This is a genomic window from Bryobacter aggregatus MPL3, assembly GCF_000702445.1.
Classification (GTDB): Bacteria; Acidobacteriota; Terriglobia; order Bryobacterales; family Bryobacteraceae; genus Bryobacter; species Bryobacter aggregatus.
In genome coordinates, this window is record NZ_JNIF01000004.1 from 1,386,796 (window position 1) to 1,401,960 (window position 15,165).

The following is a 15,165-nucleotide window of genomic DNA, read 5'->3' on the forward strand; positions in this document are numbered from 1 at the left end:
GGGGGACTAGACCGCTTCGTCGCGATGCTCTAACACCCAGCGCAACGTGTAGGACTGGAGTCCGCGCAGCCAGTGCCGCTCGTCACCGGCGTCCAGGTCAACCAGTTCGTCGGCGGTGTAGTCGCTACTGCCGGCTTGTCGGGCTCGCGAGCGCTCCATGTATTCGGCGAGTTCTCCGGTCCAGCGGGCCATTGGCAGGTACAGCCAAGCCGGGGTCAGCAGGACGAACGCGAGTTTGTCGGCCAGGCAGAGTCGGCTGATTGGCAAGCCGGTTCGGCGGCACCAGTAGCGTGAGTGGCGAAGGCACTCGCTGCCCCACTTCGACCCGAACAACCAATTCATGACCTTGGCCCCAAGCAGCACATGCTTTTCGCCTTCGTCGCCGTCCATTTCGCGGCAGTAGATGTAGCCAACGTCATGCAGAAAGAACGCAGCCCACAATCGGGGGTCACGGGGGAAGCCATAAAGTTTGGCCCAACCCCACGCGACAAAGAATGGATGCAGCGCAAAACAATGCGCACCGCCAAGTACGCTCTTGAGACCTACGCGCATCTTCGCCTCCTGGGAAATTGCCTATGGTTCGTCTATCCGCGCGAGCCACTTCGCGTAAAGCGGCCAAAGCAGCACGGTGCCGGTAAGTGCGCCCACCAGAACTCCGAGTTCGCTGGCGCGGCCGGAGAGAAGCGCCGTCAAGAAGAGGAATAGGCAGATCTTGCGGATCAGCGGTTGCATGGTTCACCTCGCAGTAGAATTGTCGGGCCTGGGAACGCTCTCGATGAGCGCATGCCCGTCAATTAATGCGTGACAGTGCCGGCAATTGATGCAGGACACGCCAGCCGTCACGAGGCACACAGCTTCGACGTACTTCGGAGGGATTGGCCGGACCTCGCCGGAGCGGCTGAAGAACTCGGGTGCCAGACCTTGTTGCCGAAGTTCGTTCGACAGTTGGCCGTCCACACCGCGGTACATCACCGTTGAAATCACCGGCGGCCGCTTTCCCTCAACCTTTTCACCTAACCGATGTGCGGCAACCAGCAATTGGTAGGTCTGGTCACAGCGCGCCATCTCGACGGAGACCAGCTCTTCCGCGACAGTCACCGCATGAACACCGCTCGAGGTGATTCGATCCAAGCGTTGCAGCCAGGGCAATCGATCCCCATTGATGGCGAAGAAGCCGATGTATCGGCCGATCTCTTTCGATGCGCCGCCGCTTTCAACCGCACGCAGCACCCAACGGCCTGACTGCGCTTGCCGTTCTGCTGTCACCCACGTTTGGCAATAGACGCCCGCTGCGTCAAGTCGCCGCAGAAATGGTTTCGGCAGGACTAATCTCGGCATGCGTTCATTCATCGCTGGTCTCCTGAATACTTGGGAAGTGGAACGCCCAAGGCAGCTCGGATCTGCTCCTTAGTGCAGCCAGCCCAGCACAAGTACTTCCAGGGCTCGGCAATGGAAATGGCAAGATTGTCCTGGGAACGGTCATGCCCAGCCGCGGCGCAAGCGGGACACTGGGTCACCCAATTTCGGCCAACTTTGCGGCGGGCTTCAACGTAGTCGAGAATCTGGAAACCGGACTGTCTTGTTGGCGCGTACGATACGGGGGACGGGGCGTCCTCTCCAACAGCCGGAATGTCTGCGATTAGTTCGGCCAACTGCCGCTCTGTCACTCTTCGCAACGAGCGCAAGTATTCCATCTGCGCCGGAAGATTGTAGGCAGCGCCGTAAAACCAGTACCGCTTGCCGGCGGCGCGATGCACACCGAGCGGTCCGCGGATGGCGCTGCCGAACTGGCCGGCTTCGACACAATCCTGCCGAGGGAAGAGTTCGAGGCCGTCGGTCTTGCCGGAGCCTTTTAGCTCGACCGACAACTTGCCAGCAATGTGGCGCACGAAGATGCGCGCTAGGCTCGCAGGCACTGGGGATTCGAAGAAGATCCAGAGATGACCGCCACGCCGACTTTGCTCCAGTGCCGCTTGAATCCCTGACTGGCCCAGTTCGTATTGAAGGCGGAGCAGGTCTTCGAGTGCGCGACGGTAGTCTGCGTCGATGGCCATCCATTTCACTCGCTGCGTTCTCGGGTTGATCGCGTAGAGGCCCAGTGTGATGTGGCCTTCGAGATGGCGCTCGATGTCGCGCAAGGTGAGATGCACTTCCGCGCCACTGTTCTTGGGTCGGTAATAATAATGTCGGCCGCTGGCGGGATGGGCCGTCTCTGATTGGCGAGTGTATGCGCGGCGATTCACGAACCACCGCGCATACTCTGTTGCCAATTCCGGCGATGCCAATTCCTGCGAAGGTTTGAGCAGATCCGGCATAGGTCTTGTTTACTCCCGATCCTGGAAATCCCCAAGCGAGTTTTTGGTTCATCGCAGGGCAAGGATCTCGGACGGATTCTCGGCGTAGCGGAGCAGGCCGAAGTCCCGGATCTTTTCGCGCATCTGTTCGACACCGTAGCCGCCGAACACGTCATCAGCGAGTTCGAGCAGCCAGAACTGGCCGCGCTTGCGGTCATAAATGTAGAACTCGCCGGAGCGGGCATCTCCGGGCGCCATCACGAAGAGCAGCACGCCGCGCGCATATTCGATCCAGTGAGCGACCACTCCTTCACCGTAGGTGACGAAGCGGCTGACGATTTCTGTGAGTTCTTGTTGTGGCCGGAGGTTCAGGTCTTTCGTGGAAAGCACCGAACTGGCCGTGAGTGGAAGTGGATTCATGGCACTGGTCCTCATTAGTTGTGGGATGGATTGGTTGACGGACGCAGAGCAACTGCGCCCGATGGTTTGGGAAGGCTGAACGGAGGCGATCGGGCTTTAGCGCAACCGCGCAATCGCCGCTTCGACAATCGGAAGATTCGCATCGGTCAGATCTTTGAGACTTTCCAGCGTCAAGGTGCCAACCGTTGCCTCTTCAATTACGACGGCCAAACGCTTGCGCGTTCGGTCCGCACATTTGCGTGCCGCCTGGAGAAGACGGCCTCGCGCATCCGCGATCTTGCCAGCAGTTTGATTTGCCGCCGGCTCCGGCATACCAGACTTCGCTCTTGTCTCGACCTTCTCCAGCAAACTGCGCAACGTGTCGCGATCTGGAATGTCGTCGATGGCGTCGCTCGGCAAGTTCAATTCGTGGCAGAGTGCGCCGTACTGTTCTTCACCGAGGACTTTGCGCGCAGCGAGAAGACGTTCGACGCCTCGGCTCAGGTCGGTCAACTTGTCGAGGACGATTGCAACCTTGGCGTTTCCGAGCCGCTTCAGATCTGTCGTCCCGCCATAGGTTTGGAGCGTGGACTGCGCCAGGCTAAATCCAACTTTGTCGGCGAGAGCGGTGACTGCTGCCATTACTTCGTCACGAACCAGACTGTTGCGTGGCGCTCCATTGCTAACCGGACGCGTGCTTGCCGCTGGAGGTGGTGACTGACGCTTTGGCTGATGCGACCGCGGCAACGCCCAATCCGGCAGTGTCGGCACATAACCGGGCCGGTTCGACTGGTCGAGATCTACCCAGACCTTTTCGAGATCGTACAAGTAGCGACCGAGTCCGAAGCAGGCACAGGCACGCTTGAAGGCCTGCGCCTCGGCACGGGTTGCCGCGTTCTCATCATCGGCCCACTCCTCGCCAACGCCCGTGTGTGTGCCGAGTCCATGGATGGTTACACGCGAAACCACTACGACCTTCGCGGCCACCGCTGTTTGCGACTTGTCGTTCGACGCACGCCGCTCGAAGTTCTGCGCTACCTGCACGTCGTAATTGCGCGTCCATCCCCATTCCCCGAACACTGTGTTCAGCCGGTCGGTGTACGCGCGCTGGTCGGCGTATGCGATCAACTGGCCGCGCTTCTGCGGTCCATGCTTCGTTTGAATCGTGGATGTCGCTGTCACGCGCCATTTGATCTCGTCAGGGTGAAACGGCTCGTTGAGCTGTTCCTTGATTTCACTCCATCGTTTTGCGACGTCAAACTCTTCGCTCTTCGCCACATCACTGCGTTCGCCAAGCGGAACGCTGATCGCCGAGGGTGCCACGCTCGGCTGCTCTTTCACTGCACCATTCAGATGTCCCATGTCTCAATTGCTCCTTTTGCTCTTGTCGGTCTTCCGCATCTCTGCGCGACCATCTTGTCCATTGCCAGCGACTTGCTCGCTGATCCACGCACAAGCCCGGATCGCTGGCGGCGCTGACACCATCTCCATGCACACCGCCACTCCCACCTCGGCGCGCGCCACCGCTGCTCATCACACCTCCACCCACCGGTGCCACCCACAACTCCTTTTCCTCCTTACCCAAGCCACCACTCCACTTCCCGTCTCCCTCACCCACTGACAACCGGTCCACCGCTCACCACCACCCACCGATTCCACCCACCACCCCACCTCTTCCCTCACCTCAACTCTCTACGCCCCACTCTCCGGCCACTCTGGCTGACGGCAGCCTTGCTAAAGTCCGGGGATATCGGAAATTGGACGTAATGGTTTCAGCGATTTACAAGTGGGCGCGCGAAGGCAATAGGAGTTCAAACGAAAGCCATACCGGAGCCAATGAAGTTCGGATTAGCGGCTGGATCAGGCCAGGCAGTCGTGAAGACTTGCGGTGCTACTGGAGCGCAGATCCAGCAGCGGAGCCGTCTCCGGTTGGCTCTGGAATTCGCGGGTCAGCCCGACGTAGATGCGCGGGCAATGGCTCGGCGCGGCGTCGCGAAGCAGCAATTGCGACTTGCTGTCTGGTACGAGAAAGAGGAAACGGTCGAGCTGCCCTTCGTCTCTCAGCAGCGTGAATATGCGGAAGTATGCGTCGGCCGATTTGACAGTTCTTTCGAACTCTAGGGCGACTTCAGCTCGCCTGTCGCCGAGCCGGAACGACACGACAGCGTCGTACTCTTTCACGAATCGAATGCTTGCGACGCGATTCTGTGCGCGAACCTCCGCCTCAGATTGCCAAGTCCGCACCACTCCCGCGCGCCGGAGCGCCAACTGAATTCCGAACAGTTCGACGTCATGCCACACCTGGCTGCGCGCATTGGTGCCTCGCGAACGTGTTCGCCGTTCCACAATTGCACCGTCTTCACTCTGCAAGTAGAGTTCTCCCGCCTCGCCCAACGTCAGAACCGGCGGCATTCCAGGAACGCATCGTGCATCGAGAAAGCCATGCTGCACCAAGCGACGCACCCGCCACGCCAGCGAGTCCCGCAAGTTCTTCGACTGCGAGTACGGAAAGTTGCTCTCAAACAACTGGTCGAGACGCGCGTGCCCGGCGGAGTAGACCGTGCGGAGGATGGGTTTGTCTGCCACTTCCGAGATCGCGATCGAGCCTTTGGCATAGCGCATCGGTCACCACCCGCGAGTCTTCCAACGCGCAGGGCCGCGTTCGGTTACCTCAAAGACTGCCGATCCAGAAGCGCCAGAGAGCCAGGCAAGTGGCTTTACCAGTAGCAGCAGTTCCTGTTTGTCCTTCCGCTGAGACGCGGATAGAACGAGGGATCGCTCGGGATCGAACCCTTCTGGGCCGATCAATCCGACCAGCCGTTCGTTCACGGTTGTCAGATACCAATCGGCCGCAGAGTCCGGTGCAGCAGGAAACACAAGGCGCATGCTGCGCCGGTCGGAGCATTCGGCGATGTCGCCGGCGATCCAGTTTCGTCCCTGAACTTGCGAAGGTTGCTGCAGAAATGGCTTCGACCGTGCTCCAAAAACCAACTGCCCGAACAATGTTGCGTACGAACGGACCTTGATCCCATCGCGGATTCCCGTTGTGTTCCACACACGCGTGCCGCCGTTCGGCAGTTCTTTCGTTTGCCAAAGGCTTCCCAATGAGTGGACCCGGACAATCACTTCGGCCCCCGCTTGGTGACCTTCTTGTCCCCGAGTTGTGATTCGGCTCGCTGGAGGCGCGCCACGAGTTCTGCATTCGCGCCGTTTTGGCGTTCCTGCACAAGCGCTTCGAGTTGGCGAAGACGTTGTTCGAGTCCGGCCTGAAGCGATTCCCGATCTTCCAGCGCCTTCTGAAGCCGCATCGACTTTGCTTCTTCGGCTGTCAGCTTGTTTCGCAGGGTCAGGACTTCCTGCCGCCAGGTGTCAGTTGAGTTGCCACCGGGCACGCCAGATTCCTGATTCTCGATGACGCGATTGCAGTGTTCAATGTGGCGGTTGTACAGGCCGATCGCTTCCTTGGCACGATCTTCGGCGATGCGTTTTGCGTTGATCGCATCGGCGAGGCACTCGGCCGCGACCCACTTGATCTGCCGCATTTTGTCCCACCACACCCAGCAGACGAGCAGAAGCAACAGAATTGCTCCCATCTGAAACGCGCTCCAGCGGAAGTACGGATTCAAAATGGACTGTTCGGATAGCCGTGCAATTCGCCGGTCGATCTCATCGCCCCAGCGGATCTGCTTCGGATTCAGTGCGCGGAGGTAGAACTCGAAGATTGTTTCGCGCGGAGCGGTACGGTTGAGTGGAACGGGCCGGTACGGTTGGTTCGGGTTGACGCCGACGCTGCCCGTCCCACTCGGCACCGTCTTGATGGGCGCCTTGCGCTCCGCGGGAGTTTGCGCCGACATCGAAAGCGGACTAAGAGCAATCGCCGCGACAAGAATGAGGATTCGTTTCATGTTGTCCCCCGGCGCGGCAATGAGATCGTCGCCGCCAACTTCTGATCTTTGAAGCGCAGGTTCGCGCCGCGAGCATCGGCGCGAGATGAGAGTAGTTTCGGGAACATGCCCGGCTCGAAGCACGGGACTCGGATGTCGCTTGGCGGGCGAACATGCAAGCGGCCGTGCATGGTTCCCTGAATTGGGTCCGTCATAAGGATCTCCATTTTTCCCTTACCGAGGTTCTTGATGTGGTGATCGAGGGCCCGGTACTCCAGTTGCTCCCGCTCCGTCGCGCCGATGGCTTTCTGGAATTGTTCGAAGCCGAGGAAGTCCTTGCGCCAAAGTTGTTGCGTCCGCTTCTGCACCGGCACTTGCGAGGATGCCTGCTTGAAGTACTTGGCCGTCTCTTCATCGCGAGTCTGGAGCAGCATGGTTGTTCCGGGAGCGGAGGAGACGTCCTGCTGAAAGTCGCGGCCCACCTGCAAGAGTTGGGGGAGCGATTGCATCGAGAACAGAAAGGCGGTGTTCGTGCCGCGCGCGGTGTTGAGGATCTGAGCGAAGTTCCGGTAGCCGAACGGTGCAAACTCGTCCATGACGACGGAGAACAGCGGCTTGTTCGTGCGCTTCCGCTCTGATTCCGACTCGTAACGTTTGCCCACCACCAGTTGGAGATTCTGCAGCAGCATCTTCCCCAAAGCGCGAACTGGAGCAGTGTTCTTGTTGATGTTCAGGCTGACGAAGAGAATCAGTTGCTGGTCGATCACCTCGTTGATCGACAGCAGGTTGTCGTAGGGTCCGGTAATAACGCTCAACTCGTCATCGAGGAAGGTCATGCATTCGTTCAGCAACCCCTGGATTTTTGGCACCCGATCCCGGTCAGAGAAGGACTGGAAGAGATTCTTAACGGACATCTCGAAGTTCAGCCGACGCTGGGTTGAGATGCCGGAATCGCGGCTCATTTGGTGGCGGGCAAGGGCGACTTGGTCCTCGATCACGCGTTGATCCAGCGCCATCACCATGACGTCGTAAAAGTTGAAGGCACGGCCGGTGTAGTGCAGGATGCGGACGATGTCGGCGAGGTAGTTCAATTGGTGCTTGGCGAAGAACTCGTCATGGAGGTCAAAGGACCCGAAGACCATGGAGACCTGGGCCATGTAGTTGTCGTCATCCGACGAGAACGGGTTGTATTGAACCGAGTATTCGGGGCGGGACGGATTCATGAGCCGCAGGTCGTTCAGGCGTCCGGCGCGATGAATGTAGGGAAGCAGGGAGTGGAAGAACTCCAGATCACCTTTGCCGTCGAAGATCACCATCGGAATGCGACGCGGATCGTCTGTTGGCCCGACGCGCCGCATCAGATCTTGCGTGATGATGTTGCGCAGCAGAGTCGTCTTTCCGCTTCCGGTTTGGCCTAGGACTAGCGCCTGCATGACGCGAGTCTCATCACTCCACTTCCAGGGCTTGCCGTGCGCGTCGTAGCCCAGAACAACTGCGCTCTCCTTCCAGGCGTCCTCGACAATCTGGCGATCAGAACGCGCGGGGATTGTGGGTAGTTGGTTGGGCCAGCAATCCTCTCTCGCTTTTCGGGCTTGGGTGATTTCAAAGATCAGCAAGTAAAAGCCAACGGCGAACAACAAGATCCACAGGGTGAGTTCCACGATCTGGCGGTCGTGCAGGAACCAGGCATACTTCGCGATTGCCATGGCAGCCAGATAGGCGCCGAGCAAAAGCAACCACAAGAGGAGCGCCGGATTCTCCTCAATCAGCGACGGCCGGTACTTGTAGTCCGGAGAAGACTGGCTATTCATATGGCTGAGTCCTCTCTAACGCAGGTGGAAGTAGTAGACGATCAGCGCTGCGAGCAACACTAACCCACCGAACGCAACCAGCCACTTCTTCGGCTGACGTTGCACTTGCTGAAATGGATTGCGCGGCTCCATCGCTATATCGCTGAGCAGGTTGCGCAGTCCCATGTGGGTTCGGTCACGCAGCAGAAGCTCAAACTGCTGGTGGACCTCGCTCGCTGTCACCAAAGAAGCGGACTCATTCACCGGATCGGCGGCCATGCGCCACCTCCTGCTTAGTGGTCAGTCTGCCCAAAACCAAGAGCGCTTCGACAGATGCTTTCGCATCTGGTGGGAAGCCGAGGCGCACAAGCTGTCCGTCTGCCGGCGGCGACTCCAGCCGAAACGCAATCCAGCCATTGGCTTGCTCGCCGGGCTGCACAAGTTCGGGAGCTTCACCGGCAACGATGGCGAGGTTTCCAACCGTTCGTGTGCGTATCTGGCGAGAGGAACGGCCATTCAATTGGTGGCCGGCAAGGGGGATCAATGAGAAGGGTGGCTTTAGCGCCTCCACCTGAGTGGCCGATGGCATCGTTAGCCGATAAACGGTCCGGCCATGATTCACTACTGCGTAGCGGAGGTAGCAGCGATCTTCCTTCCGGTAGAGATCGCGCAACAGCACCTCGACATGGTTGCCGAGATCTCGGTCCCCGTGGAGCAGAACTGCCTGAGCCTGCTCAAGCATCTCTGACGGCAACTGACGCTGGGCGCTCTCATCAGGAACGAGAGGCGAGGTATTAGCAATCGATTGAACCGCCACTTGGGGCTGATCAATCGCGAAATGCATTTGATCAATGCCTGCCGCTGGCACAAGTTCATAACTGTAGCGGCCGGTTGCCGTCCATATAAAGAGGTTGGTACGCGCATTCTCGTCCGCGGGCTTCACGAAGACTTTGTTCTCTCGCCGCTCGATCGTGAACGCATCCTGGTTGCCCACGGCCACCATCGTCACGGGCTCGTGGAGCTCGATGATGGTCAAATGGTCGCGCGCGGTTTCCACCCGAACCACCTTCTTGGGGTCGGGTGTCTGGGTTTCGAGCTTCTGTGCGGTGAGAATGCCGGCAGCGAAGATGGCCAGCAAAGAGAAGAGTGCGGATAGCTTCATTTGTGCCTCCCGTTGGTTCGCCCGGCAGACTCAGGTGCCCGCGCGGATGCACGGGACCTGAGTCGCTCGGGGTTGGTTCACATGGACTTGGCAGGAGGAGCTACTTGCGGGAGTTGCCGCGTTCCGGGAACTTCGAATTTCCCATTGCGGATCTCACCCATTCCCGGACTGCAAGGGAAAGGATGGACCCATTCGACTTTTCCGCTGTCGTAGACGACCTTTCCGTCTGGCGTAATCGCCATCAGGAATGACATCTTCGAATAGCTTTGCCCGTTCTCGCCCATGACGGTTTCGACGAGGAAGCATCGGCCTTCTTCGTCCATTTCCACCATGCCTTCACACACCTTCGGTGCCGCCAGTTGTACCGGACGGCCTCCAGTGCGCTCGACGATGGCTTTGAGCAATTCATTCGGGAACGCATAAAAGGGCAGCGATCCCGAAGCCTGTTCGTTCTTGGTGCCGCAAACGATGGTGTGCAGTGCCTGCAACCAACCCATGCGGTTCTCTTCCTTTCGCGCTGCCCAGGTCCGCACAAACCAGATCAATGACCGGATTTCCTCCTGCCATTGCTGGTCGTAGGTTGCCAAAGCTGCACGTGCCTGGCAAAGCGTGTGGAGAAGCCGTGAGCGAAGGTCCTTGTTGTCCTTACCGGATTCAAAGGCCGCTTCGGCTTCCTGAACGCTTGCGATTAAGAGCTTCTTCTTCTCAAGGCCGGCCTGGATTGTGAGCGCCCAAGCCCGATTCACCCGCCTGCATTCGTCAGCCATTTCCAGGGAGAATTCATGTCCCTGAACTAGACCGCGGAACTGCGAAACGGGCATCCGACTCGTGAAGAAGTCGCTCAGTTCTTTACGGACCAGGTTGTACATGCCGCCAATGCGATCGGTCGCAGGGCATTCGACTCGTTCCGGCAGATCCTTGATGGACCGGAGCCGTTTCGCACGAAGCCACTGCGCCGCCGGGGTCTGCTTGATCTGTTCCCGGATTGCGCGGATTTTGTCCTGGTCTGGCGTGACGCCATGTTTCAGTTGGTCCAGCGCGAGTTGCAGTTGCTCGACCAGTTCCCGATGGCAATCATCCCGGCCAGCAGCGAGGCATTGAGTCATCAAATCGGTAATGGTCCCAATCTGATTGCCCATCGCGCCAACAGCTACCTGCGGGAGATTCCACCACGGAGACCGAGCCTTCTTCGCCTTGGTTTTCTCGACCGCTCCTTTGCCCTTGTACTGAATGCGATGCTGCACGAACCGCGGGAAGCGATCGCCCTCCACCACGCAGACAAAGTCGAAGTCATAATCACCGCCGTTCTTCGCCGCCGTCTTCGAATGAAGGACAAAGGTTCCTTCCAGTTCGAGTTGCTCCGAAGCGATCCGTGCTGCAAGACTCTCCACATCGGGGCAGCCTTGACGCGAAAGATCCTTCGCGAGCAGTTGACGGGTTTCCGTGGGCGGGATCTTCGTGTACGGGAGCAGGTCTTCTTTCATGCGCACGGGATACCGCACAACCAATCCCCGGTTGGTGGCCAGAGCATTGATCGAACGGTCCTGCGGCATCCAGTCGGAGCCTGAGTACACGTGTCCTTGGTGCAACAGCAAATAACCGTCATCCGCAAGCGCGAATGCCGGCATCTCAAACCCACCTGCTGTGCACACCTTAAATGCCCAACGCGCCAGAATACGTTCCAACTGGTTATTGACCCAGGGATGCTGAATCAGGAAGCCAGTTGGGTCCGCCTTGAGAACGCCTTCCAGAACTGTCCGCTCTACAGAAGTCGCATCGTCGTCTTCAGCGGGCATCTCATCCAACAAAGGGCGTTGGGTTTCCGAGATGCCGAGAAGTTCGAAGAGCCCCGTGTAGTCGCGGTATTCCAGGAGGTCTTTCAGCTTGGCGGTCTGCGCGAGGGCATGCGGCTTGATTTCAAGTTCGAACGAATCTTCCGGTGCGTGCTGGACGACCGTGTAGCTCGACTCGAAAGCCAATGGCCGCGAGTATTCCCGAATGCCAAGAACCATCTCGCCAGCGAAGGTGCGTGCCTCTCCAGTGAGCCAGGCGATCAGCTTGGATGGACCTTTGTATTCGGGTTTGACGGAGGAGACGGGCAGAACCACATCGGTGTCGAGGGCATCGGCCACTTCGTCCGGCATGATCTTGAACGATCCCTTCGCTTGCGTTTGGGCGAACGCGAGACGGAATTGGTAGAAACGGTTCTCTGGCAGACCGAGCTTGTCGAAGATCGACTTGCGCAGCCAGCCGCGGCAATCGTTGGTTCCCAGTTCGAGATCCGGAACAACAGTCACACGGCCATTGGGAATCTGCATCCTCACCATGCAAGGCGAGACGAGAATTCCGAAGTACGTGACTGCGGCTTGCGGCCAGTCAGAGAAGCGCGCCGCCAATGGACGTTCATAGCGAGCGTCCACGGCATAATACTTTCCGTTCTTGGCCGACCCGGATGCGCCGATGAGCCGGTATTCCGTACCGTCGAGGGCGAATCGCGAAAGGGTGCTTTCAACCTTCGCGCGCTCCACCTGGTCGAGCGGTTCCGGGGTCACAGAGACAGACGCCACTTTGATCCCTGGGCACAGGGCTTCGAGCAGCGTATTGTTCAACTGCGCTTGTGGGCTCAGATTCGGCATTTTGCGTTCGATTTTGCCTTCCTTGTTGACCATCAGGCTGAGGACCTTCAGGCCAGAATTCGTTGTAACGGTTGCTTGGCTGTTCATGAGTTCTCCTTGAAACGGTTGTGGGATGGGACAACAGACCGTTCCTGAGGAAGCCCTCAAGTGCGCAGTACCCGGGCGGGGTCCTTCGCTGGCCTGCTGCCGAAACACTCGTGTTTCGGGTCAGGCCTCCGTAAAGAAGCCGCCCTATTCCGTTGTGTTGCCTGTCGCGATACGGCTGGACAGGTTGCTTTTGCGGCTTTGAAGAGCTGCAAGAGCGGATTCCCACATGAGGTGTGGGCGCCTTCTACTCAACTTGCGTTGGCAGTAGAAACCCGTTTGGCAGAGTTCACCGGCTGCCTTTCCAGCCGGACCTCATTGCCTTCAATCCTTTGCGTCACGCGGTACTCATGAACGAAGTACACGCGGCTATCGTTCTTGAACGCGATCACGAGCCCCTCGGGCTCGCTCGCAACCTCTTGTTCCAGCGTGGGTTTGCCGTCTTCGGCTGCGGGGCGGCCGACGAAGTAGCGCACGATTGGATCGGCTGCCTCCGCGCGACGGCGGCGGTCCGGGCGGCGTGAACCGCCCTTCGATGGTTGCTTCTTGGCCGCTGCTGCTTTTAGCGGCTCCACGGGTTGCGGTCGATCCTCAGGCGCGTCCGGTAACGCGCTTCCATTCGTTTTCAAATGGCACCTCCTTCCAGCCGGCGTCCGCCGGCACGTAGCATCTGCCGTCCTTGTCGAGCCGCAGGTATCGCCTGGTTTCGACGTGCTTGTAGTGTTCAAGGCCATCGCGTTGGAACATCCACATGAAATCGACGCAGTCAAGCGGCTTCAAGTGCCGCTCCAACGTCGTCCAGTGTGGCAGCAGTTGTTGGGCGGGTTGTGGTTGCATTGATTTGGAGCGTACGGCTATTTTTTTTGAAGTCAAAGGGACTTTACCCTTGAAGTCGAGTGTGCGTAGTGCTTGGCCAATGAGGAATCTATTGTCGATCAATGCTGCCAGCCCAGCATAGGCTGTGCAATCCTCCCGGCTTCAAACTACTCGACACGCATACGTTACGCATTGCGCGCCGATAGCTTCGCTTTTTCTTCGTATACTGTGTTGAAATCTGCACCGTCGTGGTGTATCGTGATGCTGTGGAGTGAGTTTTTATGCCAAAAAGCAAAGTTCGAGGTTCAATCAGTGGTGGCGATCTGACGATGCCGCGAACCTCTGTCAGTTTTCCTCCGGAGGTTTATCAAATGCTCGGTGACCTTGCGGCGCAAAAAAAGGTCTCCATTGGCTGGGTCGTGCGAGAAGCTGTCGAAAAGTATCTTGGAGATCAATGCCCGCTCTTTGGAACCAGCTTGTTGAAGGCACCCAAGTAGATGCCCTAGCAGAACGCGATCTGCTCTAGTGTTTTTGCGCCAACCGGTGGCACAGCGGGGCCAATGAGCCGCTAAAGGCAACTGATCATCCGCTAGTCATTCATTTAGAGAGGTATAACCCATTGCCGAGTTTGGTACATAGTCCATCACGGTCCGCATCTAAACAGCAGGCGCTGCTACTTGCCCCGCAAGAACTCTACGAACCTGATCCCGAAATCGTCACCGCGGCGAAGCTTAAGAGCACGAATACCACTGATAAAGCCCGTCAGCGTGATCTCGCGGAATTATTGCGGAGGATCAACCTTTCTGTATTGTCGCAGGATCGTTCGGATCTAGCCGCTTTTGTAAATTGGAAGGGCAACGCGGAATCCCCAATACACCGCTGGCTTCGCTACCGCGAGGCCTATTCTCCAAACCTCATCACTAAGCTTGGTTTGGGTAATGAAATTTTAGACCCTTTCTGTGGTTGCGGGTCGATTCTCATCGGAGCGGCGGAGAACGGCAACACGGCTGCAGGCATTGATATCAACCCTCTTGCGATTTTTGCGGCAAAGGTCAAGCTGACCCCGCTCTCGCGCACCCAACTGCAGGCGGTTCAAAACTACGTCGACCGCTTGGATTCTGCGCTGAATACGGCAAGGCCCTGGCCTATGCCTGAACTCTCTATCGCTTCCAAAGTCTTCGAACCTGTCATACTCGACACCCTTCTCAGAATCCGGTCTCTGATCGAGTCAACATTTTCCGGCGACATTGAGTGCAGGAATTTTCTGCATCTGGCATGGGTCGCAATCCTTGAACGAGTGGGCAGTTATTTTAAGGAAGGCAACGGCATTAAATACAGGAACAAGAAGCGTCTAAAAACAGGCTACACAATTAGACCCGAAGGCCAGTGGCAGCTTGAGCGCTTTGGTCGCGACCAATACAAGTTCACGCTCAATGCCTTCTGTGAGCACGTTCGGATGATGCTGAACGACGCGCGGTTCTGGCGGAAAGGGGCTTGGCGAAGTCAGACCATCATCGAGGGCAGCGTACTTGAAATGGATAAGCTGCTTCCCCTCAGAAAATTTGACTCTATCGTGTTCAGCCCTCCCTACGCCAACAGGTTCGACTACTTTGAGTCGATGAAAGTCGAGCTGTGGTTTGGAGGCTTTGTCGATTCGTATGAATCTATCAATCGCTTCCGCAAGGCGTCACTGCGATCACATCTGGGGGCCGATCTCAATCGGTCTTACCGGCACATAGAGGATCTTGAGCAGCTTATCGCTCTAATGGATCGGGATGCCAGCAGTTGGCGGATGGGAGTGCCAGAACTGTTGCGCGGCTATTTCGACGACATGCGGATTACACTGAAACATTGCCGGAAGCTCTTGGTGGAGAACGGCAAATGTTTCGTAGTTGTCGGGAACTCCGCGTTTGCAGGCGTCATTATTCCGACGGACGTTTTACTGGCGAACCTCGGGCTGGAGTGCGGATTCAAGAAGGCTGAAATCCTCATCACGCGCCACCTGACAGTCGCCCCGCAGCAGCGAAATAAACTATCGAACTTAGAAGAGAATATGCGAGAGAGTGTTGTAGTCCTATCATGAGAAACTTAACTGAGGCT

Annotated in this window: 16 protein-coding genes; 1 reads left to right on the forward strand and 15 read right to left on the reverse strand. The window is 57.9% G+C overall.

Features of this window, described 5'->3' with window-relative positions; all coding sequences use genetic code 11:
- Positions 1–6 precede the first annotated feature (6 nt).
- From M017_RS0125775 to M017_RS0125855, 15 genes are all read right to left on the reverse strand, one after another.
- Positions 7–552, reverse strand: coding sequence for a hypothetical protein (locus M017_RS0125775; RefSeq protein WP_031501142.1), 546 nt, complete (start codon positions 550–552; stop codon positions 7–9).
- A 21-nt stretch (positions 553–573) separates the two neighbouring features.
- Positions 574–732, reverse strand: coding sequence for a hypothetical protein (locus M017_RS29585; protein WP_155121635.1), 159 nt, complete (start codon positions 730–732; stop codon positions 574–576).
- 3 nt (positions 733–735) lie between these two features.
- A complete protein-coding gene (locus tag M017_RS0125785; protein ID WP_031501143.1) occupies positions 736–1,350 on the reverse strand; it encodes a hypothetical protein in 615 nt (204 codons plus the stop codon).
- The gene (locus M017_RS0125790) at positions 1,347–2,315 is read right to left on the reverse strand and encodes a TOTE conflict system archaeo-eukaryotic primase domain-containing protein (RefSeq protein ID WP_031501144.1); all 969 of its coding nucleotides are present in this window, start codon (positions 2,313–2,315) and stop codon (positions 1,347–1,349) included. The genes M017_RS0125785 and M017_RS0125790 overlap by 4 nt, the downstream gene beginning before the upstream one ends.
- A 48-nt stretch (positions 2,316–2,363) precedes the next feature.
- Positions 2,364–2,714, reverse strand: a complete 351-nt coding sequence (locus tag M017_RS0125795; RefSeq protein WP_031501145.1) for a hypothetical protein — start codon at positions 2,712–2,714, stop codon at positions 2,364–2,366.
- 96 nt (positions 2,715–2,810) lie between these two features.
- Positions 2,811–4,055, reverse strand: coding sequence for a Rad52/Rad22 family DNA repair protein (locus M017_RS28380; RefSeq protein WP_051670880.1), 1,245 nt, complete (start codon positions 4,053–4,055; stop codon positions 2,811–2,813).
- A 498-nt stretch (positions 4,056–4,553) separates the two neighbouring features.
- Positions 4,554–5,315 (reverse strand): hypothetical protein, encoded by a 762-nt coding sequence (locus M017_RS0125815; protein WP_031501147.1) that lies wholly within the window; start codon positions 5,313–5,315, stop codon positions 4,554–4,556.
- Between the two features lie 3 nt (positions 5,316–5,318).
- A complete protein-coding gene (locus tag M017_RS0125820; protein ID WP_031501148.1) occupies positions 5,319–5,798 on the reverse strand; it encodes a hypothetical protein in 480 nt (159 codons plus the stop codon).
- 17 nt (positions 5,799–5,815) lie between these two features.
- Positions 5,816–6,598 carry a hypothetical protein gene (locus M017_RS0125825; protein WP_031501149.1) on the reverse strand — a complete coding sequence of 261 codons (783 nt, stop codon included), beginning with the start codon at positions 6,596–6,598 and terminating at the stop codon, positions 5,816–5,818.
- Positions 6,595–8,388, reverse strand: a complete 1,794-nt coding sequence (locus M017_RS0125830) for a type IV secretory system conjugative DNA transfer family protein (protein WP_031501150.1) — start codon at positions 8,386–8,388, stop codon at positions 6,595–6,597. The genes M017_RS0125825 and M017_RS0125830 overlap by 4 nt, the downstream gene beginning before the upstream one ends.
- A gap of 15 nt (positions 8,389–8,403) precedes the next feature.
- On the reverse strand, positions 8,404–8,646 hold the full coding sequence (locus M017_RS0125835; protein ID WP_031501151.1) for a hypothetical protein: 243 nt from the start codon (positions 8,644–8,646) through the stop codon (positions 8,404–8,406).
- Positions 8,624–9,529, reverse strand: coding sequence for a TrbG/VirB9 family P-type conjugative transfer protein (locus M017_RS0125840; RefSeq protein WP_031501152.1), 906 nt, complete (start codon positions 9,527–9,529; stop codon positions 8,624–8,626). The genes M017_RS0125835 and M017_RS0125840 overlap by 23 nt, the downstream gene beginning before the upstream one ends.
- A gap of 77 nt (positions 9,530–9,606) precedes the next feature.
- Positions 9,607–12,252, reverse strand: coding sequence for a hypothetical protein (locus M017_RS0125845; protein ID WP_031501153.1), 2,646 nt, complete (start codon positions 12,250–12,252; stop codon positions 9,607–9,609).
- 248 nt (positions 12,253–12,500) lie between these two features.
- Complete coding sequence (locus M017_RS0125850; RefSeq protein WP_162180048.1) at positions 12,501–12,878, reverse strand: hypothetical protein; 378 nt, start codon at positions 12,876–12,878, stop codon at positions 12,501–12,503.
- A complete protein-coding gene (locus M017_RS0125855; RefSeq protein ID WP_155121638.1) occupies positions 12,841–13,086 on the reverse strand; it encodes a hypothetical protein in 246 nt (81 codons plus the stop codon). Before M017_RS0125855 ends, M017_RS0125850 begins: the two co-directional genes overlap by 38 nt.
- A gap of 598 nt (positions 13,087–13,684) precedes the next feature.
- On the opposite strand from M017_RS0125855, the gene M017_RS0125865 reads away from it, so the two are divergent.
- Complete coding sequence (locus M017_RS0125865) at positions 13,685–15,148, forward strand: TRM11 family methyltransferase (protein ID WP_155121639.1); 1,464 nt, start codon at positions 13,685–13,687, stop codon at positions 15,146–15,148.
- Positions 15,149–15,165: the final 17 nt, after the last annotated feature.

What these genes read in the sequence shown, in the direction of transcription:
- M017_RS0125775 (WP_031501142.1), bottom strand. Translation starts at nt 552, where the DNA reads ATGCGCGTAGGTCTCAAGAGCGTACTTGGCGGTGCGCATTGTTTTGCG.
- M017_RS29585 (WP_155121635.1), bottom strand. Translation starts at nt 732, where the DNA reads ATGCAACCGCTGATCCGCAAGATCTGCCTATTCCTCTTCTTGACGGCG.
- M017_RS0125785 (WP_031501143.1), bottom strand. Translation starts at nt 1,350, where the DNA reads ATGAATGAACGCATGCCGAGATTAGTCCTGCCGAAACCATTTCTGCGG.
- M017_RS0125790 (WP_031501144.1), bottom strand. Translation starts at nt 2,315, where the DNA reads ATGCCGGATCTGCTCAAACCTTCGCAGGAATTGGCATCGCCGGAATTG.
- M017_RS0125795 (WP_031501145.1), bottom strand. Translation starts at nt 2,714, where the DNA reads ATGAATCCACTTCCACTCACGGCCAGTTCGGTGCTTTCCACGAAAGAC.
- M017_RS28380 (WP_051670880.1), bottom strand. Translation starts at nt 4,055, where the DNA reads ATGGGACATCTGAATGGTGCAGTGAAAGAGCAGCCGAGCGTGGCACCC.
- M017_RS0125815 (WP_031501147.1), bottom strand. Translation starts at nt 5,315, where the DNA reads ATGCGCTATGCCAAAGGCTCGATCGCGATCTCGGAAGTGGCAGACAAA.
- M017_RS0125825 (WP_031501149.1), bottom strand. Translation starts at nt 6,598, where the DNA reads ATGAAACGAATCCTCATTCTTGTCGCGGCGATTGCTCTTAGTCCGCTT.
- M017_RS0125830 (WP_031501150.1), bottom strand. Translation starts at nt 8,388, where the DNA reads ATGAATAGCCAGTCTTCTCCGGACTACAAGTACCGGCCGTCGCTGATT.
- M017_RS0125835 (WP_031501151.1), bottom strand. Translation starts at nt 8,646, where the DNA reads ATGGCCGCCGATCCGGTGAATGAGTCCGCTTCTTTGGTGACAGCGAGC.
- M017_RS0125840 (WP_031501152.1), bottom strand. Translation starts at nt 9,529, where the DNA reads ATGAAGCTATCCGCACTCTTCTCTTTGCTGGCCATCTTCGCTGCCGGC.
- M017_RS0125845 (WP_031501153.1), bottom strand. Translation starts at nt 12,252, where the DNA reads ATGAACAGCCAAGCAACCGTTACAACGAATTCTGGCCTGAAGGTCCTC.
- M017_RS0125855 (WP_155121638.1), bottom strand. Translation starts at nt 13,086, where the DNA reads ATGCAACCACAACCCGCCCAACAACTGCTGCCACACTGGACGACGTTG.